The organism is Arthrobacter sp. FB24, from assembly GCF_000196235.1.
Lineage (GTDB): Bacteria > Actinomycetota > Actinomycetes > Actinomycetales > Micrococcaceae > Arthrobacter.
The window spans coordinates 3,963,173-3,988,525 of record NC_008541.1 but is presented as its reverse complement, the minus strand read 5'-3'; the positions used below and the strand labels follow the sequence as shown (position 1 = coordinate 3,988,525).

Below are 25,353 nucleotides of genomic sequence, written 5' to 3'. Positions count from 1 at the left end.
CAGCTGGGGGACGGGTTAGAACACAGACCATCCGGTGCGGTCGGCCAGATCGGCGAGGGCGGCAGTCCCGGCCAGGGAGTTGCCTTTGGCATCCAGCCGGGGGCTCCACACGCAGATGGCCCCTTCGCCGGGCACGATCGCCAGGATGCCGCCACCCACACCGCTCTTCCCCGGAAGCCCGACGCGGTAGGCAAATTCGCCGGCCGCGTCATACATTCCGCACGTGAGCATGATGGAGCTGATGCGTTTGGCCTCGCTCCGGGACACCACGGTGCCCTGCGCGCCCCGGCCGTCCTGCGCGAGGAAGAGCGCGGCCTTCGCTGTCTCCACGCAGGTCATCATGATGGAGCACTGCCTGACGTAGTTTTCCACTACTGCCTGCGCGGGGTAGCGCAGGTTGCCGAAGCCCTTCAGGAAGTGGGCCAGGGCGAGGTTTCGGCTGCTGTTGGCCAGCTCACCCTTCGCGGCTTCCTCGTCGATGAACGGGCCCTGCCCGCCCGTGCGGCGGCCCGCTTCCCGGGAGAGGAAGCGCAGGAGGTGTTCGGCGGCGTCGGGAAATCCGTCCATGAGATGGTCGGTGACCACCAGGGCGCCCGAGTTGATAAACGGATTCCGGGGGATCCCGTGCTCCACTTCGAGCTGTACCAGGGAGTTGAAGGACGTGCCGGACGGTTCGCGAAGGACCCGGGACCAGAGCGCGCCGGGGTCGTCCGCGCTGAGTGCCAGGGCCAGCGTGAAGACCTTGGAGATGCTCTGGATGGAGAAGGGAACGTCGGCGTCGCCCGCGCTGAAGACTTCCCCGGACGAGGTGGCCACGGCAATGCCGAAGCGGCTGAACGGCGGGGAGGAGAGGTGGGGGATGCCTGCGGGAACCGATCCTGCTTCGGCCCGCGGCCGGTGGTTTCGCACGATGTCGTCCAGGACCAGGTCGAGAGGCGGCGAGTCGAGTGCTGTCTTCATGGGTTGCCCGGGTGCTCCTTATGCTTGCCGGCCCACTCCTGGATGTGGAGCAGGGCGACCAATGAATGGCGGGGATCGGTGAAGTTCAGGCCGGTCACGCGGCTGGCCTTGCTGATCCTGTAGTAAACGGTGTTCTTGTGCAGCTTCATTCGCCTGGCGCATTCGCTGACATCCAGTGACGCCTCGAAATACACCCGAAGGGTCTCAGCCAGTTCCCCGTCGTGGCGGAGGAGGGACCAGAGGCTGCGATGGCGGAAAGCCGAAGCGGTGAAGTTCTCCAGTGCTTCCTGGAAGAGGATGTCCACTTCAAAATCGTCAACGGTGGCCACCCCGGCCGTCCCGGACCGCCGCATGCAGCCGAGCAGTGCCTCCGTTTTTGCGGTCACCGAATGGATGGACAGCAGATCAGGGGCGATGGGTCCCACCGCGGCGAAGGGACTGATACCCAGATGCTTTCCAGCGTCCCGCACGATGGCTTCGGCGAGGCTCCGGAGTCCGGCTTCGGCATTCGCGGACTGGAGCGCCGGGATGATCACCGCGGTGTCGCCGTTGAACTGCCCCACGACGGCTGACTGTTTATAGGCGGCCGCATGGATGGAAGCGAGGTTGGCGAGTTCACCGTGTTTGAGGGCCGCATCGTCCGCCTGCGCGTCAGTTGCTGACATCCCTAGCAGAACGAGTGCTGCGGGGCGGTCCGCCGGGATCTTCTCGCTGTGGGCGCTCGCCGCGGCTTCGGCCGGCCCGGATAGGATCCGCGCAATCCGGTCCTGCCGCATGTGCACGGACTGCTGGTTGCGGTAACGGATCAGCTCGGCGGACGCCCGCGCCGCGGATCCGGTGAGGACGTAGTCGACGTCGGCCCCGAAGCCGTCGCCGGTTTCCTGCAGCCAGATGTACCCCATAATGCGGTCGCCGGCGAACAATGTGATGGCAATGCGCTCCCGAAGTCCGTCCTGGGGCCGGGCCGGAACCCTGACTGGCAGGCGGGTCCGGTGCAGTTCGCGGTAGGCGCCGAGGTCCTTGAGGAGGAGTTCGTATTTCCGCGGACCGCGGCGGGCAAGGATCGATGCCTTGCGGAGCTCGTCGATGTCATTCGTCACCGTGGAGTACGCCAGGACCTTGTTGGCGGCGTCCTCGATGACCACGTGGCTGGACGTCAGGCGTGCGGTGGTCTGCGCGATGGCGAACAGGTCTTCTTCCAGCAGCGTCAGCACCTCGCTCTGGTAGCTGCGCGGCGTGATGCGGTCCTTGGCGATGGACAGGAGCCGGTCCCAGTCGGCGGCCGGGTCCACCAGGAGAAGGCCTGTTCCTGCTGCGCGGAGCAGCTCTTCGGCTTCCTCGAGTTCACCCGGACTGCCCTTGACCGCGATCACCAGGGGAGGATCCTTCAGAAGGCGCCGCAGCGCGGGCAAAGCGGAGCGCCCGCGAACCCCGATCAGCAGCACAAAGGCGGCGCCGCCGTCGGATGTCTCGTCGTCGGAGTCAACGATCAGGAAGCGTTCAATGGGGGAATCCGCGCGGGACGGCCGGAGGATGAGGCTGGCGAAACCCAGAGGGAGATCCGACAGGATGTCGTCCACTGTAGCTGCGGCCATGGGCTTCCTTCTGCGTTGATACCCCGCCGGACGGCTCTGTCCGGTCACCCCATGCTATCCAGAGCATTTCGGGGAGAATATGGATGCCGGACTAAATCCTGCGCTGCGTTTTAGGTCCCCGAACCAAGGCGTTGCCGGCCGGGGACGCTGACGTGGAACTTCGGCTTTTTCTGGACGCCGGTTGCTTTTCTGGATGCCGGTTAAGGCACAGCGGACGACGGCGGATGGTCCCGCCGTCGTCCGATTGCTTAGTGGCCGGCGCCGCCGGTCAGGAATCCGGCTCTGTTCTTCCGGGGGCGAGGGCGTAGAAGGGCGTGAACCGTCCCCTTTCTCCGGGGGCGATGTTGGAACGGACGATCGAAGCGCTTTCAAGGGCGGCCAGATGGTGCCTTACGGAGTCCCGGCAGGAAGCGATGCCGCTACTGATGTCGGCTACTTTGCTAGCGCCATTGCTTGCCAGGTAGTCGATGATTTGTGCCCTGATCGGTGTTCTCCGCGTCCTTGCCGTCCGCTCGAGGGTTTGCACGTCCTTCGGGCTCTGCAGCTCAAAATCAGCGGTCATTGGCATGCCCTTTCATTCGGTGGGGTAGTGGTGATTGAAACGAGGGTGGCCGGGCGAGGTCCTTTAGTGCATCGAAACGCGCTCAGGCTCTCTACTGAATTCAGCGTCCAGCGCTCCGAGGGCCGTTCCGGAAGAGGCCTCTTCGGGGGCGGAAGAGGATTGGTCGTGCTTCTGGCCGATCACCGCGGTGGCGATGGCATTTCCCAGGATGTTGGTGGCGGTGCGTCCCATGTCCAGGAGCTGGTCGATCACCAGCAGGACGCCAATGCCGGCGGCGGGGATACCGAAGGCAGGGACCACCGCGGCTACGACGACGAGTGACCCGCGCGGCACGCCGGCCATGCCCTTGCTGCTGAGGAGGAGCATTGCGGTCATCGCGATCTGCTGGCCAAGGTCCATATCGATGCCGTAGGCGTTGATCAGGAAGACCGAGGCGAAGGTCATGTACATCATGGAGCCGTCCACGTTGAACGAGTAACCCAAGGGCAACACGAAGCCGGTGGTGCGCTTCTCGATGCCGAACTTGGTCAGGCCTTCGATGAGCTTGGGCAGGGCGGCTTCACTGCTGGAGGTGGCGAACGCGATCACCATGGGTTCACGCACAATTCGGACCAGCCGGAAGGCCGCCCGTCCGAGGAACGCGACCGCGACCGCGATCATGATCGCCCAGAGTGCGGAGAGGGAAACATAGAAGCCGCCGATAAACGAGGCATAAGTGGCAAACGCATCCAGGCCCTTGGATGTGAAGGCTGCTGCGATGCCGGCGAAAACGCCCACCGGGGCCGCCTTCATCACATATCCGGTGACTTTCAACATGACGCCCATCAGTTCATCGATGGCATCCGCTATGGAGGAGCGGCCCTTCTTCCGAAGATTCAGCAGGGCGATGCCGAAGAGAGCGCCGAAGACAAGGATCTGAAGGGGGTTGTTTTCGGTCAGTGCGGCGAAGACGCTCGTGGGGATGATGTGGGTGACAAACGCCTGGTAATCGAGGGGCTTCGTTTCCATCCCCGCGTCACCGCCCGGCATCAGGTTGAGCCCGTCACCGACGTTGAGCACATGGGCGGTGACGAAACCGAAGGCGCCCACCAGGACGGAGGCGGACAGGAACCAGATCATGGATCGCCCAAAGAGCTTGCCCACGCCTGCGGATTTGGCCGCTCCCGCGATGCCGGAGACGAGGGTGGCAAAGATCAGCGGGGCAATGATCATTTTGATGAGGTTCAGGAACATGTGCGTCACGGTGTCCAGGACGGACACGACGGATTCGCGTGAGTCCACCGGCAGCAGCCAGTGGAAAAGCAGCCCGCTGAGGATTCCGAAGACGAGTGCGGCCAGAATCCACATCGTTGATTTGTTTTTCATGGTCAGTCCTTGGGTAAAAGGCCTGGGAAATTTGGGCACGGCGGTGTGCCCCTGCTCCCGTGGCGGGTGGGGTGTGGTTTGGGTTGCGCTACTTGCTGAGGTTGGCCAGGCGTTGGGGGCTGAGGAGGTCTTCGAGTTGCTCGGCGGTGAGCAGGTTGTGTTCGAGGACGAGTTCGGCGACGCCTTTGCCGGTGGCGAGGGCTTCCTGGGCGATGGCGGTTGCGGTGGTGTAGCCGAGGTGGGGGTTGAGGGCGGTGACGAGGCCGATGGATTGTTCGACGGTTCGGCGGAGGTGGTCGGTGTTGGCGGTGATGCCCTGGATGCAGCGTGCGGTGAGGGTGCGGCAGGCGGCTTCGAGGTGGGAGATGCTCTTGTGGAGGCTGTGGACGATGATGGGTTCGAAGGCGTTGAGCTGGAGTTGTCCGGCTTCGGCGGCCATGGTGATGGTGACGTCGTTGCCGATGACTTCGTAGGCGACCTGGGAGACGACTTCGGGGATCACGGGGTTGATTTTGCCGGGCATGATGGAGGATCCGGATTGCACGGCGGGGAGGTTGATTTCGCCGAAGCCGGCGCGGGGGCCGGAGGAGAGCAGGCGCAGGTCGTTGCAGATTTTGGAGAGTTTCACGGCGACGCGTTTGAGGACGCCGGAGAGGTGGACGAAGGCGCCGACGTCCTGGGTGGCTTCGATGAGGTCCGGGGCGGTGACCAGGGGCAGGCCGGTGATTTCGGCGAGGTGGCGGCAGGCGGTGGCGGCGTAGCCGGCGGGGGCGTTCAGGCCGGTGCCGATGGCGGTGGCGCCGAGGTTGATTTCGTGGATGAGCAGGTCCGCTTCGGCCAGGCGGAGCCGGTCTTCGCCGATGGTGACGGCGTAGGTGCCGAATTCCTGGCCGAGGGTCATGGGGACGGCGTCCTGGAGCTGGGTGCGGCCCATTTTGACGACGGTGCGGAATTCGAGGGCTTTGGCGGCGCAGGCGTCTTCGAGTTCGGCGAGGGCGTCCAGGAGTTCGCGGGCGGCGAAGATGGTGCCGAGTTTCACGGCGGTGGGGTAGACGTCGTTGGTGGACTGGGAGAGGTTGACGTGGTCGTTGGGGTGCAGGCGGGTGTAGTGGCCTTTGGGGTGTCCGAGGATTTCCAGGGCGCGGTTGGCGATGACCTCGTTGGCGTTCATGTTCGAGGAGGTTCCGGCGCCGCCCTGGATGACGTCCACGACGAACTGGTCGTTGAGTTTGCCGTTGAGGACGTCGGTGCAGGCCGCTGCGATGGCGTCGGCGCGTTCGGCGTCGAGGAGGCCGAGTTCGTGGTTGGTGCGGGCGGCGGCGAGTTTCACGGCGGCGAGGCCGCGGACCAGGTGCATGTTGGTGGAGAGCGGCTGGCCGGTGATGGGGAAGTTCTCCACGGCCCGGAGGGTGTGCACACCCCAGTACGCGGCAGCGGGAACATCCCGGTCACCCAGCAGATCATGCTCGGAACGGGTTTTCGGGGCGGTAAGGGGAAGAGTCATGGGGGTCCTCGCGGGGCTTCGTTGACGGGTTTGGACGATGGAATTCTTGGGGCACAGAGCCTGGGGCCGGTGCAGGCTTGGGGGACGCCGCCGCCAGCATGGAGGCATAGGGGTGCCACGGCGGGGGGAGGCACGCGGGTTTGCGGCGGGTAGGGCAGGTCAGGGGACGCTGGATGGACTTCGGGGCTTAGGAGGGTTTAGCGCGTATGGCCGGACGTGGAGTTCTCGCTTCCGGGGACGATGGTGCCCAGGGCGCATTCCACCCCGTGCAGATGCATCCTCATGGCCTGGGACGCTTCCTCGGCTGATCCGCTCTCGATGGCAGCGAAAATGCGCGCGTGCTCTTCGCCGGATTCCTTGCGCCGGTCAGCCACGAGGTTGAGGGTGTTGGACTGGTTCGCCATGGCGTCACAGATATCCGAGAGGAATGACTCGAACACGCCGTTGCCGCTGCACCGGGCGATGGTCACGTGGAACTCGGTGTTCAACAGCACCCACTGCTGGAGGTCGTCCTCCTGGGACATTTCCCGAAGGATTTCCCGAAGTGCCTCCACATCTTCGGCGCTGCGGCGCTGGGCTGCCAGGCCGGCGGCAGGCACTTCGACGTGGGGGCGGGCTTCGACGAGGGCGCTGGCCGAATACTTGCCGAGCTTGAGGTCCTGGGCCACCTTGTCAGCGATGACGAAGGTGCCCTTGCCTGTGTGGGTGGCCGTCAATCCCAGTGCGGTGCATGAACGCAGCGCCTCCCGGACCATCGTCCGGCTCACACCGTATTGCTTGGCGAGCGAGGCCTCCGAGTCGAGACGGGTGCCGACCGGAATCCTGCCGCCCTCGATGGCGCTGCGAAGGGATGCAAACACCGCCTCGGCCGCGCCAACGCGCACCACTCGGTCTTGCGCAGCTGTCCAGCTGTCCAACAGGTTCATACGACGACTATGGCACTTGTCACAGAACCTGTCAAAGGGCTCCTGAATATTGCGTACCGCGAGGTGCTTTCGCCGCCGAAAAGGACGCCGAATCAGCCGCGGTAGTCCTCCACCTGCTTGACCGGCCGCACCTCGGCCTCGTCCGGATTCTCGCCGTACTGTTTCTGCGGGCCGTGCGGACCCGCGGCCGGCACAAACGGCAGCCTGCACACGCGAAAGCGGACGACGGCGGGACGTCCCGCCGTCGTCCGCTCCCGCACCGTCTGCTTCCGTACTGCCGCTAAAGGTTCCGCGCGTTGGCGAGGACCGGCAGCTTTGCGCGGACGTCGGTAATGACGGCGGTGTCGATGTCCAGCACGGCCAGTTCGGGTTCGCCGCCCAATGTGACCAGGGGACTGCCGAGCGGTGACACCACGGCGCTGTGGCCGATGCCGGTGGGCGCAGTGCCGGCGGCGGGGAGCCCGATGCTGGCGGGATTGCCCTGGCCGCTTGCCACGACGAACGTGGTGCTGTCCACGGCGCGGGCCCGCACCAGCAGGTCCCACTGCTCCGCCTTGCCTTCGCCGGCGCCCCACGAGGCGCAGACGATGTTGACCTGGGCGCCGGCCCGCGCGTTGGCCGCAAAAAGCGCGGGGAAGCGCACGTCGTAACAGGTCGCAAGGCCGATCACCGTGCCGTTGAGTTCGAACGTCACAGGCGACGTGCCGGCGTCCACCGAATCGGACTCGGCGAAACCAAAGGCGTCAAACAGATGGATCTTGTCGTAGGAAGTGTCCAGCCCCGGGCCGGTGACCAGCAGCGTGTTCCGTACGCGGCCGTTGTCTCCCGGGGTAAACATGCCGGCGACGACGGCGATACCCAGGCCCCTGGCAATGGTCCGGACGGCATTGGCCCATGGTCCGTCCAGCGGCTCGGCGATGTCCGCCAGGCTGTTGCCGAAGGCGCGCATGGCTGCCTCCGGAAATACCACCAGCTCGGCTCCGGCGGCTTTGGCCCGGGTGGCGTATTCTCGAATCAGCTCCAGGTTGGCGGACGGATCGGCTCCCGTGATGATTTGGGCCACTGCTAAACGCATGAAATTACTCCAGTCTGTTGTATACATGATGTATGCGAAAAAGTTCGGGGACAGCGGCGTCCGGCCGCGAGAAGGCGTACGCGTACCTGCGTGAAAACATCCTGATCGATCCCGAAGTCCAGGGGAAGTTCCTGAATGAGCAGGAGCTTGCCGCCGAGATCGGGGTCTCGCGCACTCCGGTGCGGGAAGCGCTCCTGCTGCTCGTCTCGGACGGCCTGGTGGAACTGATTCCGCAGCGCGGGGCGTACGTCCCACCGGTGACCGGCCGTGAAATGTCCGAGCTGATGGAACTGCGCGGAGTGCTGGAAAGCCATGCCGCCCGCCTGGTAATCGAACAGAAGCGTGTCCCCGCCCGGACGATGCAGGACACCCTGGACCAGCAGGCGGCCCTTCCCGAGGACCTGAACCCGGAGGCTGCCCGGGAGTTCATCCGCCTGGACACCCTGTTCCACCAGCAGCTCATTGACGCCGCCGGAAATGAGCTCATCTCCCGGACGTACAGCAAGCTCCACGTCCGGCAGATCCTGGTGGGCGTGTCCGCGCTGTTCCGTACCGGAGGCCGGCGCGAGCAGGTGTGCGCCGAACACCAGGGCATCCTCGATGCCCTGGTGTCCGGCGACGCGGCGAAGGCGCAGGAAGCCATTGACCATCACCTGGCCGTGACCCGGGACATCCTGCTCCGCACCTGAAAACGCCGGATCGTCAGCGGGATTCCGCGACGGCGGACGGCTGGCGCGCTGCTGCGGATCCTTCGAGCAGCAGGCGGTAGTCCTCGTCCTCCACTGTGTTGGAATCCCGGCCGAGCGCCAGGCCTACTGCGGTGACGGCGGCGGCCACGGCAACATAGATGGCCACCGGAATCCAGGTGCCGAACTGGGACAGCAGCAGCGTGAACATCAGCGGGGCAATCGCGCCGCCGATCACGCCGGCGAAGGTGTATGCCAGCGAACTTCCGGTGGACCGGAGCCTGGGGGAGAACTGCTCCACAATGAAGGCGGCCTGCGGTCCGTACATGAATGAGTGTGCCATGAGGCCCAGGACGATGCCCGCGATCAGCATCGGCTCATTGTCTCCGCCGAGGATGCCGAAGAAGATGAATGTCCAGACGGCGCCCAGCACCGCGGCCGTGCCGTAGACCAGGCGGCGGTTGAAGCGGTCCGATACGGCGCCGGCCAGCGGGATCATGAACAGCTGGAATGCGGAGCCGATCAGCACAGCGGTGAGGACCTGGCTGCGCTCGTAGCCGAGGGCCTGGATGCCATAGGTAAGGGTGAAGACGGTGAACAGGGCGTAGAGCACGTCAGGACCAACCCGGCACAGCGTGGCGGCGATGAGCGGCCGGAGTTCCTTGCTGAAGACCTCCCGGACCGGGGCGTTGGGCTGTTCGCCGTGGGCCTCAATGGCCTTGAAGATCGGAGTGTCTTCCAGCTTGAGCCGGATCCAGAGCCCGAATCCGACCAGCACGGCCGAGACCAGGAAGGCGATGCGCCACCCGAAGCTGATGAACTGCTCTTCGGTCAGGGTGAGGGTCAGGACGGCCAGCGCGCCGTTCGCCATGAGGTTGCCGGCGGGAGGGCCCACCTGGGCGGCGGATGCCCAGAAGCCGCGCCGGTGGGGATCCCCGTATTCGCTGGAGAGCAGCACGGCGCCGCCCCATTCGCCGCCTACGCCCACGCCCTGGGCGAAGCGCAGCAGCACCAGGATGATCGGGGCGGTGATGCCGATGCTGCCGTACCCGGGAAGCACGCCGATCAGCACGGTGGCCACGCCGATGATCATGAGGGTGGTGACCAGGACCTTCTTGCGGCCGATCCGGTCGCCGAGCCGGCCGAAGATGATGCCGCCCACGGGGCGGGAAACGTAGCCCACAGCGTAGGTTGAAAACGCCAGGATGGTGCCGGTCAGGGGATCGGATGACGGGAAGAAGACGATGGGGAATACGACGGCGGCTGCGGCTGAGTAGACGGCGAAGTCGTACCACTCGAGTGCGGTGCCGGTAAGGCTTGCGGCAAAGGCCTTATACAGGCCCTTCGGGTGCATCGGCTTGCCCGGGCGCGGCGCTGCGCCGGAAGCCTGAACTGGGACGTTGGCCATGGTGTTGTCCTCCACGAGATGTTTACGGTGACGCCTGTCACGCTGGCGTTAAATGTATACATTACGCATACTGGATGTACATTGGCGATCGTTTCCGGTTTCCGGTTTGTAAATTTCTCGAGCAGGACACGCAAAGGATGGACAGAACATGACGACTCTGAGCTTCGAACTTCCCGACGGCACCACCCGAAAAGTCGAGGTCAAGCACCTCCTGAACGCCGGCTACGCAGGGCGGCAGCAGGAAGAGGTACAGGCCCACATCGCCGAGTTGGCCGAGCTGGGAGTTCCCGGCCCCGCAACCACCCCGGCGCTCTATCCCGTGTCGCCGTACCTGGCCCAGCAGGTTTCCGAAGTCCGCGTGCAACATGACCGGACTTCAGGAGAAGCCGAATGGGCGCTGGTGATCACCGAGGACGGCGTACTGCTGACGGTGGCCTGCGACCACACTGACCGTCAGCTGGAGGTCCACGGCGTTGCCTGGAGCAAGAACGCCAGCCCTGACGTCCTGGGACGCAAAGCCTGGCGCCTTGACGACGTTCGGGAGCACCTGGACCAGATCACGCTCAGGGGCTGGGTGGGGGAGGGCGACACACCGGACACCCTCATCCAGGACAGCTCGCTGGGCGCGTTGCTGAGCCCCGACTACTGGCTGGACGTCCTCGCCGAACGCGGTCTCAACGAGCCCGGCACGGTGCTCATCTCCGGCACGGTGGCCATGACCCACGGGGTGGACCAGTTCGCCCGCAGCTGGAAGGTCGAGATGGCCGATCCGGTGACCGGCGCCTCCGTGGAGGCCCAGTATGTGGTGGAACAGATGGCCGAGCCGATCGGCTGATGCGGCTCCCCGGAACAAACAGGAGCGGACGACGGCGGGAGGTCCCGCCGTCGTCCGCGCCAGGGACGGTCAGTAGGTGCCGAACGCGACGTCCACCGACGATGCGCCTCGCAGCGCCGCGACCTGCCCGGCCTCACCCTGTAGCGACGTCCTGTCCCGATCCGGCAATGAGCCGAACGTCGTGATGGTGAGGGCCAGCTTCCGGCCGCTCTTGCGTGAGCGCCATGTGCCGGTGATTTTGCCGCCTGCGAGGACTGTTCCCGGTCCGCCGGCCATCCTCCACACTTCCCGGTGGTACTTCTTGTCGACGATCGTTTCCCGGTCGCGCATCTGCGTGTAAGGGTCACCGGGCGGGAGCAGCCGCACCCCCGTCGGCGCCGGGGCGGACCGCAGTGCGTCGAGATCTTCGGTGAGGATCCAGGACGTGCCGCCGAACTCGACCGGGGTCAGCTCGGTCCCGACCAGGTTCCACCAGGGGCCGGTGTCACCGGCATGGACCCCCGCCCACGAGGCGAAGTCGCCGCGCGTGGACGGTCCATAGCAGCGCAGGTAGCGGCGAAGCAGTTCGGCGCGCGCGAGTTCAGGGTCGATGTCCGGGATTGGATCGCCAAGCCACTCGTCGACCAGGACGAACGGAGATTGGTTCCCCACGCGCGGCGCGAGGCAGAGCACCCTTTGCAGCGTGAGGATACGGACGCAGAAATGCACGACGCCCTCACCGAGCGGCTGCCCCGGGGCGTAGGGACCGTTGTCCTCCCAGATGTCGCGTTGTCGCTTCGGCAGCCTGCGGGCAATCCGCGTGGCGATCTCCGCCCCCAGCTCGTTGATGGCGAGCCTGCGCCCGGACAGTACCTCATGGATTTCCGCATCGGCCAGCTCCACCGCCTCGGTCAGGCTTATGCCAAGCTTGTCCAGCGCCGGCTCCACCCCGACCACCAGATGGCGCATCGCCTCCTCGGTCGGCGGTAGGACTCCGGTAGTGAATACCGGCGCGTCCAGGGCCGGGAAGTAGAACGGTGATCCTCGCATGCACCAGGTCTGCAGCAGGCTCTTCTCCTTGGCGACGGCGCCGGCCACCTGTTGCTGTGTCAGGTTGCGCACCCTGGCGTGCAGGGCTAGTAGCGCCGACCCGGGCGGGCTGTTCTGAATCCCGCACCTGCCGGCTGCGTCCAGCAGACCGCCTTCGCCCAACCGTTCGTCGAGATGATGGGCGGCCAGGCGGAACGCTATGACGTCGACCTTCGAAACCCTGTCAGCCACTGGCACATACTATCGCCGGCGGCCAGCCACCGCGGGAGCCAACCCCGCCACTTGGGATTCCGGCCGCGTCAGTCGCCGCCGCCACCGCCGTCGCCGCCACCGCCGTCACCGCCGTCGGAGCTGTCGCCATCGCCGAAGTAGCCGTTGTCGCCTGAGCCGCCTGATCGGGAACCATTGGCGCGGCTGCGAGGCTTCATGACCCCGAACAACAGCACACCGGCCGCCTGGGGATCGCCGCCGGAGGCTGCAAAGGCGGCCCGCCGCATGACTCCGAGGCGCCAGGTGACGAACAGGAACAGGGCATACGAGAGCGCCAGTCCCGAGTAGGTGGCCGTCCGAGCCGCGGAAAGCTCGAGCCCGAATGCGGCGATTACCATGGCGGCCAAGATCAGTCCTGCCGGAAAAGCAAGAAGAAGCCGGAGAATCAACCGGCCACGCAGTCTGGCCTTTGGCACGGGAAGCGGCGCGGTGCCCGGGTTGCGGGTGCGTCGCCGTCTTGCCTTCATGGCGAGCCTTGGCTGGTCCATCTGGCCCTCTCGGATATAGGTCTCGGTGAAACTCCGCGTCCGGCATGTTTCCTGGTGCTGTTTGAATCCTATGTCCGGGGGAGCTGTCGCCCGGGCAGTGCTTGTGTCCCCGGTCCCGTTACCGCCTTATTGAAACTCCCTCAAGGCCTCTGAATACTGGAAGGCAGGTTATTCAGGATCGGGGCGGTGTTTACATGACCAGCGAAGGAACCGGCGGCGCGTTCAGGCGCCGGGTGGAACGTGCCGCCGAGCTACGCGCCGTCCGCGCAACCGGAATGTCGGCCCAGGAGGAGGCCGAGCTCGCCGCTGCCGAGGAAAAGGAACGGGACAAGCGGCGGAAAGTGGATGACGCCAGGCGGGTTGAATACCTGATCCGGGACGCCATGGCCCAGGGAAAGTTCGACAACCTGAAGTACGCCGGCAAACCCATCCCGGGGCTGGGCGAAGGCTACGACCCCGACTGGTGGGTCAAGGGCCTGATCCAGCGCGAGAACATCACCGGGATGGGCCCGAAAGCCATTCTCCTGCGGACCGAGGACGCCGGGCTGGATGCCAGGCTCGATGCCCAGTATTCGGAAAAGCAGGTCCGCGACATCCTCCAGGACTTCAATAAGCGCGTGATCGACGCACGGCGCCAGCTCCAGGGCGGGCCGCCCGTCATTACCAGGACCCGTGATGTTGACGCCGAGGTGGAGCTCTGGCGCGAGCGCCGTGCGGCCGTTGCTGCAGCCGCGCCGCCGCCACCGGAGCCTGAAGTGAAGCGCTCGTGGTGGCGGCGGGTCTGGAGCGGTAGAACCTGACGGCCACCTGACGGCCAACCGCAGGTGGCCATACTGCGTGAACGTCAGATGGTGCGCGGAGCCCGGTCCAAGCTTTCCGTAAGCTCGGCGGCAGTCTGGCGCACCACATACGCCGGGCGGTCGCGCTCAACGCGCCAGCTTTCTGACAGGGGACCGACGTTGACGGTGTCGAAGCCGAACTCGTCGTAGAACCTGGTCACGAGTTCCGCAGCCTCGGGATAGTCGCTGGCCGTGGCAAGGGCCCGGCGGCCTTCCGTGCCGGCCGGCGTTCCGTCAGTGGTGATTTCCCTGGCCATGATGTGGTTGAAGCCCTTGGCCACCTTGGAAGTGGGGAGGTGCTTCTGCAGCAGCCCGGACGTTGTCTCCTGGCCGCTGTCCAGCTCAGGGAAGCGGCCGTCCCGTTCCCAGTAGTAGTTGTTGGTGTCAATCACGATCTTGCCTTCCAGCGGCTGCACCGGAACGTCCCTGATGCTCTTGAGGGGCACGGTCACGACGGCGAAATCGCCCGCCGCGGCCGCCTCCGCCGCTGTTGCGGCTTTAGCCCGCGGTCCCAGCTCCGCCACGAAGTCCGTCAGCGTTTCCGGTCCGCGCGAATTGCTGATGACCACCTCGTAGCCGAGTTCCACGGCCTTGCGGGCAATCTGGCTGCCAATGTGTCCTGCACCGATGATTCCGATTGTTGTCATATCCGGGCCAACACCAACCCGGCAGGGGATATTTCACAGCGTGCAACAAATCGTTATGCCCGGCATCGGTTCGGTGCCAATCGGGTAAACAACGATCCCGAGAACCCTGCGAAGCGTCAGAATGAAGGGACCGGATCCTGGCCCAAGGAGAATGGCATGAACTCGCGAACACGATCCCGTTTTCTTTCCCCTGCCGCCTTCCTCATTGCCAGCCTGCTGGCCGGTTGCGCCCAGCCGGCCGGCCCGCCGGAAACGTCGGCAGGAACCGCGAGCGACCTGCCTGCCTCTGTGACGGCATCCGCCCCGCCGGGATCGACGCATGTCCCGGGCGAAACGACGAGGCCGGATGGGACCGGGACGTCCACCGCCTCCGCGGCGTGGACCAGCTACACGACGGCCGACGGCCAGCTGATTTTCGACCATCCCGCCCCGTGGAGCGTGAAGGATCCGGCCGGCGAGCTGGCGGAGGGCGGCGGCGCCTTCGCCGAGATCACCAACCAGGCCGGGAAACCGTTGGCCACGCTTCGGACCAACATGGCAACGGGGTCAACCTGCACCGACCGGTTCCCGTATTCCGTCCTGGACTCGCAGGATCTGCCGGCGCTGACTCTCAAGGGATCCACACCCCGGTTCGTGTATGAGACCCGCGGAAACGCGGCTGCCCCGGGACCGGCAGATACCCCCGCTGCGGGCTACGGCATCACCTCCGGTCCGCCAGCGTCGGGGGACTCCGCATGCGCCATCTTCCACTTCTTCACCTGGCCGCCGAACGCTGCCATGTTCGGGGCGTTCTACGACCCGGCGAACAATGAAACACCGGGCGACCCGTCCCTGCCGTATCTGGAGAAAGCCAAGATTTATACGGAGACCGCGGAGTACCGCGACATCAGGCGGATGATCACCTCGTTGCGGCCCGCGGGCTAGCCAGCCGCCACCCCGTTCAGCGCCAGTCCTCTTCGAAATCCGGGTGATCGGCGTAGGGCAGCGCCAGGGCCTTCAGCGATCGAGTGGTCCATTCAATGGCTTCAGGAATCCAGCGGGATTCCTCTTCGAACGGGTCGCTGACCATAGTGGCCAGCGCGGTCTGCCGCGCTGATTCAACGATCCGGATGACCTTCTTCTTCGCCTCGCACTCCAGCAAAAGCCGGTGCTCGTACCATTTCGCCGACTCGGAAACCGTGCGGTCGCTGAGGATTTTTAGGGCTGCCGCCTCATCTTCCCTGATGCGCAAGGACAGGAATTCGACAATGTCCACAACGGTTCAGCCGCCGGCCGCGCCATCCGTGAGGTCGGCGCCTGTGACGTCGGGGCCCGCCCCGCCTGTTACATCGGAGCCTTCGGCCGGCTCCTGGGAATGCACCCGGATGTCCCTCGGATCAGCGTTCTCGTCGCCCTCGGCCGGAGCTTCACTGTGGACACGCTCCGACGCGCGTGGGTTCTCGCTCATGTCCGGTCCTTTGCTGTGCTTTTGTCCTGATTTGTGGATCCCCGCTACTGATCATCTAGCTCCCGGTGCCATGGGGCTGTCAAGGACCTTTCCGCCCCTACCCGCGCTGCCGGGGTGGAGGACAATAGGTCCCATCGGAGGACAGCCCAGCGAAGGAGCAGGACAGTGTCAGAGACGAACGGACCACGGCGTGCAGCGCAGCAGATGCAGGAAGCGGCCCGGTACCTTGCCCGTGCCACCAGGAACCTGGACGCACCCTCGGACAGCCATGAAATCCTCCGCAGCCTGACGGAAACTCAGGGCTCCATCGCCCAAGCCATCCGGGAACTGGCCGCATGGCACCGGGCAGCGGCAGCCGGAACGCACTATTTCCGCCCGCACAATGAAAGTGCCCGCGGCGTGATGACAGCGGTGGCTGAGCTGGACATCGCCGCGCAGGAGGCCGACGCCCTCCAGGAGACACTCAGCCGCGCCCACGGCGGCAGCAGCGTGGTGAACTGGATGGAGACATCCGAACCTGAGGCGCCGGCGCAATGACCGCTGGACGCCGGTGGCCGGCAAACGCAAGCGGACGACGGCGGGAAGTCCCGCCGTCGTCCGCTGCGTTCAGTTAGTAGTCCCCGCGGGGAGTGCCGCTACGCGTGCGCGTAGGTAAGGCAGTCGGCGTTGTCCGCCCCGGGACCCACGCGGACCTCGGGCGCCTTGCACATCAGGTGGTCGTTATGGGCGCATTCCGAGCGTTGGCAGGCTCCGACGTCGGCCAGGACCTTGGGCAGGCCGCCATGGATGCCGGTGTCGATGAAAGTGGCGCATGACGCGTGGTCTTCGCTCCCGCCCACCGTGATGGCGGCGGCGTTGCAATGCGAGTGGTCGTTGAAGGAACAGTTGGAAACACTGCAGTCTGCGACGTGCGTTGTCATAGGAAGATCCTCCGTGGTTCGGCTGCCCGGGCGGGCGGCTCCCTGCGTCCACGGTAGGCCCGTTCCGCCCAATCAAAAAGACCCAAACGCATGACCTAATTGCGGGAATTGCGGGCGCTTAGGGCACAAGGGCCTATGGTCCGGAAATGCCCCGCTCCCTAGAATTGAGGTAGGGCCGACGGCACGACTCCCGGTACGTCCGGGGGGCCTTCCCAAACCGCCGCCGGCCCCTCGATCCTGATCCAGCGAAGCACACCCGGAGAAGGCAGCTATACCAGGCTGTCTTCCTTTTCCTGCGCTGCCGGAGCGGTTGCCGGAGCGGGCACGTGGTGGTGGAACGGGTTGAAGCGGCTGCGGGACAGCTCACCGAATGCGTAGGCGGTCTCGGCGTGCTCGGACAGGTCCACCCCTGCGTTCTCCGCTTCCTCGCTGACCCGGAAACCGAGGGTCTTGTGGATGGCGAGGCCCAGCACGGTGGTCACCAGGCCGGAGAGCAGGACGGTCACCAGCACGGCAACCGTCTGGGCCACCAGCTGGTGGAGTCCGCCGCCGTAGAAGAGGCCGCCGCCCTGGCCGTCCACCGGCAGTGCAATGAAGCCAAGTGCCAGGGTTCCGATGAGGCCGCCGCCGAGGTGCACGCCCACCACATCGAGGGAGTCGTCGAGGCCGAACCGGTACTTCAGGTCCACGAAGATGGCGCAGAGGGCGCCGGCGGCAAGGCCCAGGCCGATTGCGGCCACCGGGCTGATGTTGGCGCAGGACGGGGTGATCGCCACCAGGCCGGCCACCACGCCGGAGGCTGCGCCCAGGGAGGTCGGGTGTCCGTGGCGGATCTTTTCGGTGACCAGCCAGCTCAGCATGGCCGCGGCAGGGGCCACCAGTGTGTTGATCCAGATCAGGCCGGCCTGCTCTGCCGTGGTGGCTGCGCCGCCGTTGAAGCCGAACCAGCCGAACCAGAGGATGGCGGCACCGAGCATGATGAAGGGGATGTTGTGCGGGCGGTGGTTGGGGTCCTTGCCGAAGCCCTGGCGCTTGCCAACGATGACGGCCAGGACCAGTGCTGCAACACCGGAGCTGATTTCGACCACGGTGCCGCCGGCGAAGTCGATGACCTGCCCGAACACGGAGGTGATGGCTCCGTTGGCGCCCAGCAGTCCGCCGCCCCAGACCATGTAGGCCAGCGGGCAGTACACCAAGGTGACCCAGATGGGCACAAAGAGCGCCCACGAGCTGAACTTGGCGCGGTCGGCGATTGCGCCGCTGATGAGGGCAACGGTGACCATGGCGAACGTGCCCGCGTAGGCTGCCTTGATGAGGTCCGGGGAGCCGATGAGGTTGGTGAGCCCGAAGTTGGCGAACGGGTTGCCGAAGATGCCCAGCACGCCCTCCCCGCCGCTCATGGAGTAACCCCACAGCACCCAGATGACGCCGACGATGCCCGCGGAGATGAAACTCATCATGATCATGTTGAGTGCCGCCTTGGCCCGGGTCATGCCGCCATAAAAGAGGCCGAGGCCGGGCGTCATGATCAGCACGAGGGCCGTTGACACCAGCACCCAGACGTTTTCCGCAGTGATTTGCACCTGCGTGTCCCTTCTCATCAAGTCTTCCGTACGGGACCTCGAGTGATTCCGGGCCACGCCCCCGCTCAATGGTTCACGTTCCGTGTTTCCGATAATGGGGCGCCACGTTGCGGGAAAGTTACAGGAACGGCCCTTGCGTGAAGATCACATGACCACTGTGTTTCGGGAATGTTAACGGAGGCGTGCGGATGGGATGGCGGGATGCTTTTGGCGGGATACGTTTCCGCGAGATGACCGGCTGCTCACTTCCCATGGATTGACGGTTGAGCATCCGGCCAGGCCGGCGATGGGCCGGCGTTAAAGCGAGAACGACGGCGGTACGTGCCGCCGTCGTTCTCTGTTGCGTTACCGGGTTGACCCGGAGATGGTTCGGCCGGCTAGCCGGCCAGGCCGGCCACGCCGAAGATGGCGGCAGCGATAGCGAAACCCATGACGCCGATCAGCGTTTCCATGACGGTCCAGGTCTTCAGGGTGGTCTTGACGTCCATGCCGAAGAAGCGGCCCACCAGCCAGAAGCCGGAGTCGTTGACGTGCGAGACCACCACGGAGCCGGCGGCTACGGCGATGACCAGGGCGGCCACCTGCATGCCGTTCATGCCGGCCAGGGCCACCGCGGGAGCGATCAGCCCGGCGGTGGTGGTCAGTGCCACGGTGGCGGAACCCTGTGCGATGCGCAGGATGGCCGAGATCAGGAAGCCGGCCAGCAGCAGGGGGATGCCGACGTCGCCGAGGACGCCGGCCAGGGCGGTGCCAATGCCGGAGGTGCGCAGCACGCCGCCGAACATGCCGCCGGCGCCGGTGATCAGGATGACGGAGCAGACCGGGCCGAGCGAGGATTCGAGCAGCTTCTCCAGGGTGGCGCCGCGGGAGCCGCGAAGCCTGCCCAGTACGAACATGGCCACCAGTACCGCGATCAGCAGTGCCACCGGCGTTTCACCGAGGGTGCGCAGGATCTGGTACCAGGCTTCGGTCTTTGCCGAAGCCGGAAGGACACCGGAGGAAGCCAGGGTGCTGAGGCCGGTGTTAAGGAAGATGAGGACCAGCGGGAGGAGCAGGACGCCCACGACCGTGCGGAAGCGCGGCGGGTTCTCTTCGGCGGCGGAGTCGGCGTGGCCCAGCAGTTCCGGAACGGGGAGGACCAGCTTCTTGCCGGTCCACAGGCCGAACAGGTAGGCAGTGACGTACCAGGTGGGGATGGCAGTGATGAGGCCGGCGATCAGGACGAGCCCGATGTTGGCGTCGAAGAACGTAGCCGCGGAGACCGGTCCCGGGTGCGGGGGCAGGAAGATGTGCATCACGGAGAAGGCACCTGCGGCCGGCAGGCCGTAGCGCAGCACGCCGCCGCCAAGCCGGTGCGCCACTGCGAAGACCACGGGCAGCATGACCACCAGGCCGGCGTCGAAGAAGATGGGGAAGCCGAAGATCAGCGAGGCGAGGCCCAGCGCGAACGGCGCGCGCTTCTCACCGAAGAGGTTGATGAGGTAGTCGGCCAGGGCTTTGGCGCCGCCGCTGGTCTCTACGATGCGGCCCAGCATGGCGCCGAGGCCGACCAGCAGGGCAACAGTGCCCAGGGTGCTGCCGAATCCGTTGACCAGCACCGGAACCACCTTGTCCGCCGGGATGCCGGTGGCGAAGGCGGTTGCCAGGCTGATGAGGATCAGGGCGAGCAGCGCGTGCATGCGCAGCTTGATGATGAGGAACAGCAGCACCAAGATGGCGGCGCCGGCAATCAGCAGCAGGGGGCCTGCGCCGAGGGTTTGAGTCCATCCTTCGATGGTCATGGTTCTCCTTTGAAACAGATGTGTTGGGGGGCTGTGGAGCTTGGGGGAGTGGAGCTTAGGGGAAGCGGGAGATCAGGAAGTGCTGGGGGCGTGGCCGGCCGGCAGGTGGAGTTCGGCCTTGATGGCCTGGATCAGGTCTTCAGGTGTGCGCGTGATGTCCAGCCGAAGGCTTCCGGCGGCGAGTTCCTCCGGCGTCAGCGGCTCAAGGGTGGCCAGCTGGCTGGGCAGGAGCGTCACCGGCATGAAGTGTCCCTCGCGTCCGCGCATGCGCTCGCCGAGCAGGGCGGGATCGCCGTCGAGGTGGATGAAGACCACCGTGCCTTCTGCCTCCGAGAGGAGCTGGCGGTAGCTGTGCTTGAGGGCGGAGCAGGTCAGGACGGTGCTTTTGCCTTCCGCGGCCTGGGCGGTCATCCAATCGCGGATGGACTGCAGCCAAGGCCAGCGGTCCTCATCCTGCAGCGGTGTGCCGGCGTTCATTTTGGCGATGTTGGAGTCGGGGTGGAACTGGTCCGCCTCGGCCATGTCCCAGCCGAGATCCCGGGAGAGGGCCCCGGCGATGGTGGACTTGCCGGCTCCGGCGACACCCATGACTACCAAATGCATGGCAGGAAACTTCATTGTTCTACCTCCGTAGAAGACGTCGTTGGCTTCGGAATGAAGCTCAAGCCAGCAGCGGACGCTGGATAGGAAAATAAGATAGCACCATTTGAGGCGATTAGTAGCATCTTTTTGTAACACAGGTCATACCTTTGACGTTTTGTGGCCTAAACTGGAGGCCAGGCGCCGCGGCGCAGAGGGAGGCTACAAAGATGTCGATGGAGACAGAGGACCACGCAGGCGCAACCGATGGTGAGACGGCGGTTCCGGCCCTGCACCTGCGGGTGCTCGACGCCCTCGGCGAAGCCATCGTTTCCGGTGAGCTGGCCCCCGGCCGCCGGCTGACCCTGGACGACCTGCAGCAGCAGTACAACGTGTCCCGCACCCTGGCCCGGGACACCATGCGCGTCCTGGAATCGATGAACCTGGTGTACTCACGCCGGCGGGTGGGCATCGTGGTGCAGGACCCCGAACTCTGGAACGTCTTTGATCCCAAGCTGGTGCGGTGGCGGCTCGCGTCCAGCCGCCGGGCCGAGCAGTACAGCAGCCTCACGGAACTCCGGATCGCCGTCGAACCCATTGCCGCGGCGGGTGCTGCGCGGCGTGCGGGCGCAGCCGAACGCCGTCAGCTCACCGCGCTGGCTGCAGAATTACGGCGGCTTGGCGAAGCCGGCGAGCTGGAAGCATTCCTCAAAGCGGACATCGCCTTCCACAGCCTGCTCCTGCACAGCAGCGGGAACGAAATGTTCAAGGCCCTGGACGGCATGGTGGCCGAAGTCCTGTCCAGCCGGACTAAACAAGGATTGATGCCCTTCAAGCCGCGTCCTGAAGCGCTGGCGGCGCACGAGGCCGTGGCGGCGGCGGTTGCCGGGGGCGACGCCGGCACAGCGGAGGCCGCCATGCACAACATCCTCGATGAGGTCCGCACCGCGATGGGGCTGCCCTAGGACCTAGCGGGAAGGCGTCGGCGCCGGCGTCGGGTTGCTCATGGACGGCGGCGGCGGAGGGAAGGCCTCGGCCGGGTACAGCCCGGCCACCTGCATCATATAGTTGGCCCACTGCGGCCCGGCGAGCATGTAGCCGTCGATCGACTTGTAGAACTTGCCGTTGATGGTGACGTTCTGGCCTGCCCGCTGCTGGCCTTCCAAAGTGTCTCCGAAGAAGGACGCCGTGGCCAGGCTGGAGGTGTAACCGACCACCCAGGTGGCGCCGTTGTTGTTTGACGTTCCCGTCTTGGCCGCCACCGGCACCTTGCTCTGGACTTTCGGCTCGATATAGACACCGGATCCCAACTTCAGTACGTCCTGGAGCACGGCGTTGACGCCGCGGGCCACATCGGGCTTGACGGCGCTGCGGCACTGGGAGGACTCGGACGGCAGGTGGCGTTGTGCCGTGTCAGTCACGTCCGCTATGGCGATGGGCGAGCAGTAGCGGCCGTCATCGGCGAACGTGGCAAAGGCGTTGGCCAGGTGAAGGGGAGCCACGCCGATGGCGCCCAGCAGGTTGCCGAGCTGGTGCATGTTCACCTGCGCTCCGTCCAGGCCGCTGTGGAGGCCCACTGCATCCACCATCTTCTGGATGCCGCAGAAGTCCAGCTGCGCGGCTTCAGCGAAGGTTGCCGTATTGATGGAGTTGTACAGGCCGTAATTGACGGGCATGGGCCGGTAGTAGCCCGGGTCATTGTTTTGGAGATCGTCCGCCGCGCCCTCGTTCCGCTGGGCGGTGTTGTAGGCACCCAGCACCTTTCCGCAGCTGGACCGCCACGGGAAGTCGAGCGGATAGGTCCGCCGGGAGGCGTCGACCATCGCGTTCAGGGGTTTGCCTTCATTCAGCCATTCCGCGAACGTGAACGGCTTCATGGTGGATCCGGGCTGGAACCCGCCGGCCCCGTTGAGGTCATTGCCGTTGGCGTCCTTGGAGTCGACGTTGAAGTTCAGCTGGGTGTCGAACTTTCCTTCCGCGGGAAGGAACACGGTGTTCTGCGCCATGGCCAGGATCCTGCCGGACCCGGGCTGGATGGTTACCAGGGCAGCCCCCCATTTGTCCGGGTTCGCGCCGGCGGTGGCGTCCACCTGGGCCTGGGCGGCGGCCTGCAGCCTGCTGTCCAGCGTGGTGACGATGGTCAGGCCGCCGCGGTACAACAGCCGTTCCCGGTCGTTGGGGTCCGCGCCGTAGGCCGGGTTGTTGAGGATCAGGTGGGACACGTAGTCGCAGAAGTACGGTGCAATAACGGCGGCGGCGCAGCCCTGCCGGCCCGGGGTGACCTTCAGTTCCACCCCCGTGGCCACGGCGGCGTCATGCTCGGCCTGGGTGATTTTCCGCTGCTCCAGCATGTTGCCCAGGACCTGGTTGCGGCGTTGCAGCGAGTTCTCCGGATGCACGGCGGGGTCGTAAAAGCTGGGGCTGTTCACCAGCCCGGCCAGCATGGCCGCCTGCGGCAAGGTGAGGTCCTTGGCGGACGTGCTGAAGAAGTGCCGGGCGGCTGCCTCGATTCCGTAGGCGTCCCGGTTGAAGAACACGATGTTCAGGTAGCCTTCGAGGATTTGGTCCTTGGTGTATTTCTTCTCCAGCTCGACGGCGAGCTTCATCTCCCGGACCTTGTCGCCAACGCTCTTCTGGCCGCTGAGGACCACCTGCTCGCTTTGATCCGCAGAGAGATGCGACTCGTTGATGACGTTGGTGACGTACTGCTGGGTCAGCGTGGACGCACCCTGACGGCCGCCCTGGGTGACATTGAACGTCAGCGCCCGGAGGATGCCCTGCGGGTCGACGCCGCCATGTTCGTAGAAGCGGCTGTCCTCGATCGCCACGATGGCGTCCTTGATGAAGGGCGACATCTGGTCGAGGGTGACCCGCACCCGGTTCTCCGCGTAGAAGGTGGCGATGGGCTGGCCGTCTGCGGTCACCATCTTGGTGGCCTGCGAGGGAGGATCGACGGTGAGGTCACCGGGCAGGCTGTTGAAGAACGTGATCGAAGTGCTGACCGTCACACCTGCCGCCGCCACGCTGGGTGCCACCAGGCTGGCGGCCAGGACCCCGCAGACGGCGCTCACGGCAATAAATCCGATCAGCCTTCCCAAGGCTGCGGCCAGACGGGAACCCCATCGCTTCTTCGGCGCCATTTTTCCAGCTATCACGCGTGCCAGTGATTCAAGGCTACGCCGGGCGGCCGCCAGCCGGACAGAGTCCTACTGCCCTACCCTGCCGTCCTGCTGTCCTACCCGCCGAAGGGGGGTGGCGGCTCAATAGCTGGCTGGGGTGTGGGGCGGCTCAACCACCGGTTCCGGACGGATGTATTCGGCGGCGAGGGCTTCGGTGCCGCGGGCCAGGAGGGCGACGTCGGCGCCCACCAGCACGAATGTGGCGCCGGCCGCGAGGTAGCTGCGGGCGGTGGCGGGGTTGAAGGCGTTCACTCCGGCTGGTTTGCCTGCCGCTTTGGCGGCGGTGAGGCAGTGTTCGACGGCGGCGCGCACCTGGGGGTGTTCCTGCTGTCCCAGCACGCCCATGGAGGCGGCGAGGTCGGAGGGGCCCAGGAAGATGGCGTCCACGCCGTCGACTGCCAGAATGTTCTCCACGGCGGCGACCGCGGCTTCGGATTCGATCTGGACGGTGACGCTGACGGTTTCGCTGGCGCGGGCGAGGTAGTCCGGGATGCGGTTCCACCGCGAGGCCCGGGCCAGGGCTGAGCCCACACCGCGGACCCCGTGGGGCGGGTACCGGGTGGCGGCCACTGCGGCTTCGGCCTCCGCGGCGGAGTTCACCATGGGTACCAGCAGGTTCTGGACGCCCAGGTCCAGGTACTGCTTGATCAGCACGGTGTCGTTGACCGGCGGCCGGACCATGGCCTGGACCGGGTAGCCGTGGACGGCCTGCAGCTGGGCGAGGACGGATTCGAGCCCGTTGGGGCTGTGCTCGGCGTCGATCAGCAGCCAGTCCAGGCCGGCCCCCGCGCAGAGTTCGGCCACCAGGGGGCTGCCGGAGCACACCCACATCCCCATGAGCGGCCGGCTGGCGGCGGCGAGGGCGTGGCGGAACGTGGCGTCCGGTTCTACTCGAAGCGGCATGTCACAACTCCCAGGGGTCCGTAGTCTGCGTGGACGGTGTCGCCCTTATACACCCAGAGGGGGCGGGTGAAGGAGCCGGCGAGGATGATGTCTCCGGCCTTCATGCCGTCACCGTGGGCGGCGATTTTGTTGGCGAGCCAGTGCACTCCGTTGGCGGGGTGGTCCAGGACCCCGGCGGCCACGCCGGTTTCTTCAACGGTCTGGTTCTTGTAGAGGATGGCCGAGACCCAGCGGAGGTCCACGGCGTCCGGCTTCACCGGGCGGCCGCCGACCACCATGGCGCCCATCGCGGCGTTGTCCGCGATGGTGTCCACGATGGTCCTGCCCTCCATTTCGATCCTGGAGTCCAGGATCTCCAGGGCCGGAACCACGTAGTCGGTGGCGTTCAGGACATCGAAGATGGTGCAGCCGGGGCCTTTGAGCCCGTCCTTGAGCACGAATGCCAGCTCGACCTCCACCCGCGGATGCGTGTACCGGTCCCACTGCACGGAGCAGCCGGTTTCGAGGACCATGTCATCGAAGATGGCGCCGTAGTCCGGTTCGGTGATGCCGGTGGCGGCCTGCATCGCCTTGGACGTGAGGCCGATCTTGCGGCCGACGAGCTTTCGGCCGGCGTCCTCGTTACGGCTCCGCCAGAGCTGCTGGACGGCGTAGGAATCCTCCACGGTCATCTCCGGGTAGCGGGACGTCAGGCGGGGCACCGGCTTGCGGTTGCGGCCGGCTTCCAGCAGTTCGTCTGCAATGGCTTCGATCGTCTTGGCATCCAGCATGG

Annotated in this window: 27 protein-coding genes; 6 read left to right on the top strand and 21 right to left on the bottom strand. The window is 65.8% G+C overall.

Translation table 11 applies throughout. From position 1 onward, the window contains the following. Positions 1–15 precede the first annotated feature (15 nt). From ARTH_RS17990 to ARTH_RS17960, 8 genes are all read right to left on the bottom strand, one after another. Positions 16–960, bottom strand: a complete 945-nt coding sequence (locus ARTH_RS17990; protein WP_011693373.1) for a glutaminase — start codon at positions 958–960, stop codon at positions 16–18. Further along, positions 957–2,555, bottom strand: a complete 1,599-nt coding sequence (locus tag ARTH_RS17985; protein WP_011693372.1) for a PucR family transcriptional regulator — start codon at positions 2,553–2,555, stop codon at positions 957–959. Before ARTH_RS17985 ends, ARTH_RS17990 begins: the two co-directional genes overlap by 4 nt. A gap of 268 nt (positions 2,556–2,823) precedes the next feature. Next, on the bottom strand, positions 2,824–3,117 hold the full coding sequence (locus ARTH_RS17980) for an ArsR family transcriptional regulator (RefSeq protein WP_011693371.1): 294 nt from the start codon (positions 3,115–3,117) through the stop codon (positions 2,824–2,826). A 63-nt stretch (positions 3,118–3,180) separates the two neighbouring features. Then, positions 3,181–4,482 carry a dicarboxylate/amino acid:cation symporter gene (locus ARTH_RS17975; RefSeq protein ID WP_011693370.1) on the bottom strand — a complete coding sequence of 434 codons (1,302 nt, stop codon included), beginning with the start codon at positions 4,480–4,482 and terminating at the stop codon, positions 3,181–3,183. An 88-nt stretch (positions 4,483–4,570) separates the two neighbouring features. Then, on the bottom strand, positions 4,571–5,986 hold the full coding sequence (locus ARTH_RS17970) for an aspartate ammonia-lyase (RefSeq protein ID WP_011693369.1): 1,416 nt from the start codon (positions 5,984–5,986) through the stop codon (positions 4,571–4,573). 197 nt (positions 5,987–6,183) lie between these two features. After that, positions 6,184–6,912: a FadR/GntR family transcriptional regulator gene (locus ARTH_RS17965; protein WP_011693368.1), complete on the bottom strand. Its 729-nt coding sequence runs from the start codon at positions 6,910–6,912 to the stop codon at positions 6,184–6,186. 92 nt (positions 6,913–7,004) lie between these two features. Next, the gene (locus ARTH_RS23975; protein WP_156810703.1) at positions 7,005–7,106 is read right to left on the bottom strand and encodes a DUF2630 family protein; all 102 of its coding nucleotides are present in this window, start codon (positions 7,104–7,106) and stop codon (positions 7,005–7,007) included. An 86-nt stretch (positions 7,107–7,192) separates the two neighbouring features. Beyond that, a complete protein-coding gene (locus ARTH_RS17960; protein WP_011693367.1) occupies positions 7,193–7,987 on the bottom strand; it encodes a carbon-nitrogen hydrolase family protein in 795 nt (264 codons plus the stop codon). A gap of 32 nt (positions 7,988–8,019) precedes the next feature. On the opposite strand from ARTH_RS17960, the gene ARTH_RS17955 reads away from it, so the two are divergent. After that, positions 8,020–8,676 (top strand): GntR family transcriptional regulator, encoded by a 657-nt coding sequence (locus tag ARTH_RS17955; RefSeq protein ID WP_011693366.1) that lies wholly within the window; start codon positions 8,020–8,022, stop codon positions 8,674–8,676. Positions 8,677–8,689: 13 nt separating this feature from the next. Here ARTH_RS17955 and ARTH_RS17950 read toward each other — a convergent pair whose 3' ends face one another. Next, the gene (locus tag ARTH_RS17950; RefSeq protein WP_011693365.1) at positions 8,690–10,081 is read right to left on the bottom strand and encodes an MFS transporter; all 1,392 of its coding nucleotides are present in this window, start codon (positions 10,079–10,081) and stop codon (positions 8,690–8,692) included. Positions 10,082–10,229: 148 nt separating this feature from the next. On the opposite strand from ARTH_RS17950, the gene ARTH_RS17945 reads away from it, so the two are divergent. Next, complete coding sequence (locus ARTH_RS17945) at positions 10,230–10,916, top strand: DUF2848 domain-containing protein (RefSeq protein ID WP_011693364.1); 687 nt, start codon at positions 10,230–10,232, stop codon at positions 10,914–10,916. A 69-nt stretch (positions 10,917–10,985) separates the two neighbouring features. On the opposite strand, the gene ARTH_RS17940 is transcribed toward ARTH_RS17945, so the two are convergent. Both ARTH_RS17940 and ARTH_RS17935 read right to left on the bottom strand, forming a co-directional pair. Continuing rightward, positions 10,986–12,176, bottom strand: coding sequence for a winged helix DNA-binding domain-containing protein (locus ARTH_RS17940; protein ID WP_052309725.1), 1,191 nt, complete (start codon positions 12,174–12,176; stop codon positions 10,986–10,988). 68 nt (positions 12,177–12,244) lie between these two features. Next, on the bottom strand, positions 12,245–12,562 hold the full coding sequence (locus ARTH_RS17935; protein WP_043430038.1) for a hypothetical protein: 318 nt from the start codon (positions 12,560–12,562) through the stop codon (positions 12,245–12,247). Between the two features lie 335 nt (positions 12,563–12,897). On the opposite strand from ARTH_RS17935, the gene ARTH_RS17930 reads away from it, so the two are divergent. Next, complete coding sequence (locus tag ARTH_RS17930) at positions 12,898–13,503, top strand: J-domain-containing protein (protein ID WP_011693361.1); 606 nt, start codon at positions 12,898–12,900, stop codon at positions 13,501–13,503. 44 nt (positions 13,504–13,547) lie between these two features. Here the strand turns inward: ARTH_RS17930 and ARTH_RS17925 are convergent, their stop codons facing one another. Beyond that, on the bottom strand, positions 13,548–14,189 hold the full coding sequence (locus ARTH_RS17925) for an NADPH-dependent F420 reductase (protein ID WP_011693360.1): 642 nt from the start codon (positions 14,187–14,189) through the stop codon (positions 13,548–13,550). A 156-nt stretch (positions 14,190–14,345) separates the two neighbouring features. Between ARTH_RS17925 and ARTH_RS17920 the strand changes: the two genes are divergently transcribed. Continuing rightward, positions 14,346–15,113, top strand: coding sequence for a hypothetical protein (locus ARTH_RS17920; RefSeq protein ID WP_011693359.1), 768 nt, complete (start codon positions 14,346–14,348; stop codon positions 15,111–15,113). Between the two features lie 16 nt (positions 15,114–15,129). Here the strand turns inward: ARTH_RS17920 and ARTH_RS17915 are convergent, their stop codons facing one another. Further along, positions 15,130–15,444: a DUF6221 family protein gene (locus tag ARTH_RS17915; protein WP_011693358.1), complete on the bottom strand. Its 315-nt coding sequence runs from the start codon at positions 15,442–15,444 to the stop codon at positions 15,130–15,132. A 6-nt stretch (positions 15,445–15,450) separates the two neighbouring features. Continuing rightward, positions 15,451–15,636 (bottom strand): hypothetical protein, encoded by a 186-nt coding sequence (locus ARTH_RS17910; RefSeq protein ID WP_043430035.1) that lies wholly within the window; start codon positions 15,634–15,636, stop codon positions 15,451–15,453. A gap of 165 nt (positions 15,637–15,801) precedes the next feature. On the opposite strand from ARTH_RS17910, the gene ARTH_RS17905 reads away from it, so the two are divergent. Further along, positions 15,802–16,173 (top strand): hypothetical protein, encoded by a 372-nt coding sequence (locus ARTH_RS17905; RefSeq protein ID WP_011693357.1) that lies wholly within the window; start codon positions 15,802–15,804, stop codon positions 16,171–16,173. A gap of 98 nt (positions 16,174–16,271) precedes the next feature. Here ARTH_RS17905 and ARTH_RS17900 read toward each other — a convergent pair whose 3' ends face one another. The 4 genes from ARTH_RS17900 to ARTH_RS17885 all read right to left on the bottom strand — a co-directional run bounded on the left by ARTH_RS17900 (position 16,272) and on the right by ARTH_RS17885 (position 20,538). Continuing rightward, positions 16,272–16,556, bottom strand: coding sequence for a DUF1540 domain-containing protein (locus ARTH_RS17900; RefSeq protein ID WP_011693356.1), 285 nt, complete (start codon positions 16,554–16,556; stop codon positions 16,272–16,274). A 269-nt stretch (positions 16,557–16,825) separates the two neighbouring features. Next, on the bottom strand, positions 16,826–18,139 hold the full coding sequence (locus ARTH_RS17895; RefSeq protein ID WP_198011522.1) for an ammonium transporter: 1,314 nt from the start codon (positions 18,137–18,139) through the stop codon (positions 16,826–16,828). Positions 18,140–18,516: 377 nt separating this feature from the next. Beyond that, the gene (locus ARTH_RS17890) at positions 18,517–19,920 is read right to left on the bottom strand and encodes a GntP family permease (RefSeq protein ID WP_011693354.1); all 1,404 of its coding nucleotides are present in this window, start codon (positions 19,918–19,920) and stop codon (positions 18,517–18,519) included. Positions 19,921–19,992: 72 nt separating this feature from the next. Continuing rightward, entirely contained in the window at positions 19,993–20,538 is a 546-nt protein-coding gene (locus tag ARTH_RS17885; protein WP_011693353.1) for a gluconokinase, read from the bottom strand. Positions 20,539–20,729: 191 nt separating this feature from the next. On the opposite strand from ARTH_RS17885, the gene ARTH_RS17880 reads away from it, so the two are divergent. Further along, entirely contained in the window at positions 20,730–21,464 is a 735-nt protein-coding gene (locus ARTH_RS17880; protein ID WP_011693352.1) for a FadR/GntR family transcriptional regulator, read from the top strand. Positions 21,465–21,467: 3 nt separating this feature from the next. Here ARTH_RS17880 and ARTH_RS17875 read toward each other — a convergent pair whose 3' ends face one another. The 3 genes from ARTH_RS17875 to hpaH all read right to left on the bottom strand — a co-directional run bounded on the left by ARTH_RS17875 (position 21,468) and on the right by hpaH (position 25,351). Continuing rightward, positions 21,468–23,639 carry a transglycosylase domain-containing protein gene (locus ARTH_RS17875; protein ID WP_011693351.1) on the bottom strand — a complete coding sequence of 724 codons (2,172 nt, stop codon included), beginning with the start codon at positions 23,637–23,639 and terminating at the stop codon, positions 21,468–21,470. Between the two features lie 120 nt (positions 23,640–23,759). Further along, positions 23,760–24,581 (bottom strand): aldolase/citrate lyase family protein, encoded by an 822-nt coding sequence (locus ARTH_RS17870; RefSeq protein WP_011693350.1) that lies wholly within the window; start codon positions 24,579–24,581, stop codon positions 23,760–23,762. After that, positions 24,566–25,351 carry a 2-oxo-hept-4-ene-1,7-dioate hydratase gene (gene hpaH, locus ARTH_RS17865; protein ID WP_011693349.1) on the bottom strand — a complete coding sequence of 262 codons (786 nt, stop codon included), beginning with the start codon at positions 25,349–25,351 and terminating at the stop codon, positions 24,566–24,568. The genes ARTH_RS17870 and hpaH overlap by 16 nt, the downstream gene beginning before the upstream one ends. Positions 25,352–25,353 lie beyond the last annotated feature (2 nt).